This window comes from Microcoleus sp. AT8-B5 (assembly GCF_036705565.1).
GTDB lineage: Bacteria > Cyanobacteriota > Cyanobacteriia > Cyanobacteriales > Microcoleaceae > Microcoleus.
In genome coordinates this window covers 1-1,807 of the sequence record NZ_JAUBUY010000063.1, presented here as the reverse complement: position 1 = coordinate 1,807, position 1,807 = coordinate 1, and the positions used below count along the sequence as shown (strand labels likewise).

At 49.0% G+C, this 1,807-nt stretch carries 1 protein-coding gene; it reads left to right on the top strand.

The genetic code is table 11. The annotated features are described in order from the left end of the window. Positions 1-1,551 (top strand): calcium-binding protein (locus QUB39_RS27135; RefSeq protein ID WP_333340437.1); only part of this gene is annotated, 1,551 nt, incomplete at its 5' end. Positions 1,552-1,807: the final 256 nt, after the last annotated feature.

Sequence of the window (1,807 nt, the reverse complement as noted above, 5' to 3'; positions counted from 1 at the left end):
ACGCCAATTCCGACACCGACGCCAATTCCTGCGGAAACTCCCATTCCGACGCCTGCGGAAACTCCGACGCCAATTCCAACTCCGACGCCTATTTCCACTGCGACGCCAATTCCGACACCGACGCCAATTCCTGCGGAAACTCCCATTCCGACGCCTGCGGAAACTCCGACGCCAATTCCGACGCCAATTCCTGCGGAAACTCCGACGCCTGCGGAAACTCCGACGCCAATTCCGACGCCAATTCCTGCGGAAACTCCGACGCCTGCGGAAACTCCGACGCCAATTCCGACACCAATTTCGACATCTGGAGAAACTCCAATCCCAACGGCTAAACCTGGGGAAACACCGATCGCAACTGACAATTCGATCGCCCAAACCACATCTCCAACAACAGAAACCCCCACACCGGCGCTAATTCCTGCTGCTTCGGAAGACTGTATGTGCGATCGAATTACTTTAGCCGATCGCACTTCCATTCCCGGCCCGAATATCCCTGAAAATACCCTCAACGGTACTGACGGTAAAGATACTCTAACCGGCAGCAATATTAATGACATCATCAACGGTTTCAATGGCAGCGACTGGCTAAAGGGCTTATTCGGCAGCGACAATATTTACGGTGGCCTTGCTAGCCCAGTTACTGTTGGCGCGGATGCAGACAGCGACACCATATTTGGCAACGAAAATAACGACTATCTCGTCGGCCACGCTGGGAATGACCTTATTTATGCGGGTAAAGATTCTGATGTGGCGATCGCAGGCAAAGATAATGACATAGTTTGGGGCGACAAAGGCAACGATACCCTACTTGGCGATGAAGGTAATGACAGTTTATTTGGTGGCACTTCTGAGGCGTCTGACGGTGGCTTGACAGGAAAAGATTTGCTTTTTGGCAATAATGGCAACGACGTTTTATACGGACAAGAAAGCGAAGATACTCTTTCTGGCGGCGAGGACAATGATACCTTACACGGCGGCAAAGATAACGATATAATTTGCGGTGATTCTGGCAATGATTTGCTGTTTGGAGAGTTGGGAAATGACACCATCTGCGGCGGCAATGGCGAGGATACGATTTTCGGAGATATTGACAATATCGCGAGGGATGCTAGCAGTCAAAAAGATTATTTGTGCGGCGGTAGTGGCAATGATTTAATTTTTGGTAATGAAGATGCCGATCGATTGTTCGGGGGTGACGGTAGCGATACTCTCTACGGCGATAATGGTGATGATACTTTGATTGGGGGAATTGGCGACGACTGGTTGAGGGGAGACTTCGGAAACGATACGCTGCAAGGGGGAAGCGGGCGCGATTACTTTTTCTTGACTGCGGGAGAAGGCCGCGATGTCATCGCTGATTTTACGCAAGGTGAAGATTTATTAATTTTGACGGGAGGGTTAACGGTCGATCGACTCAGCATAGTTGAAGAAAACACTACAACTTTTATCAAAATTGCCAACACGGATCAAATCTTAGCTAGCCTAAAAGGTGTGCCAGCTAATCTCATCACTCAACAGGATTTTACAGTAATTGGACTACCTGGTTTGTAGATAATATGGAATCCGGTTGTATCAGAACGATCGCTAATATCATGTCCGATCGATTAACCATAATATCCCGGTGGGGGCGGGTTTTTGAGATGGTCAATTATTGGCAGGTATTGTTGGTGAGGGGAACCCCTACAAAAATCGCGATCGCTCGACTTGACATGATATTATATCATGTCCGGTGTGCGATTCGTTTAGCCTAAATGGATAGGTTCTCCTATCCAGGGACGGTTAGCCTGACTCCGCTGCGAGTTAGTGA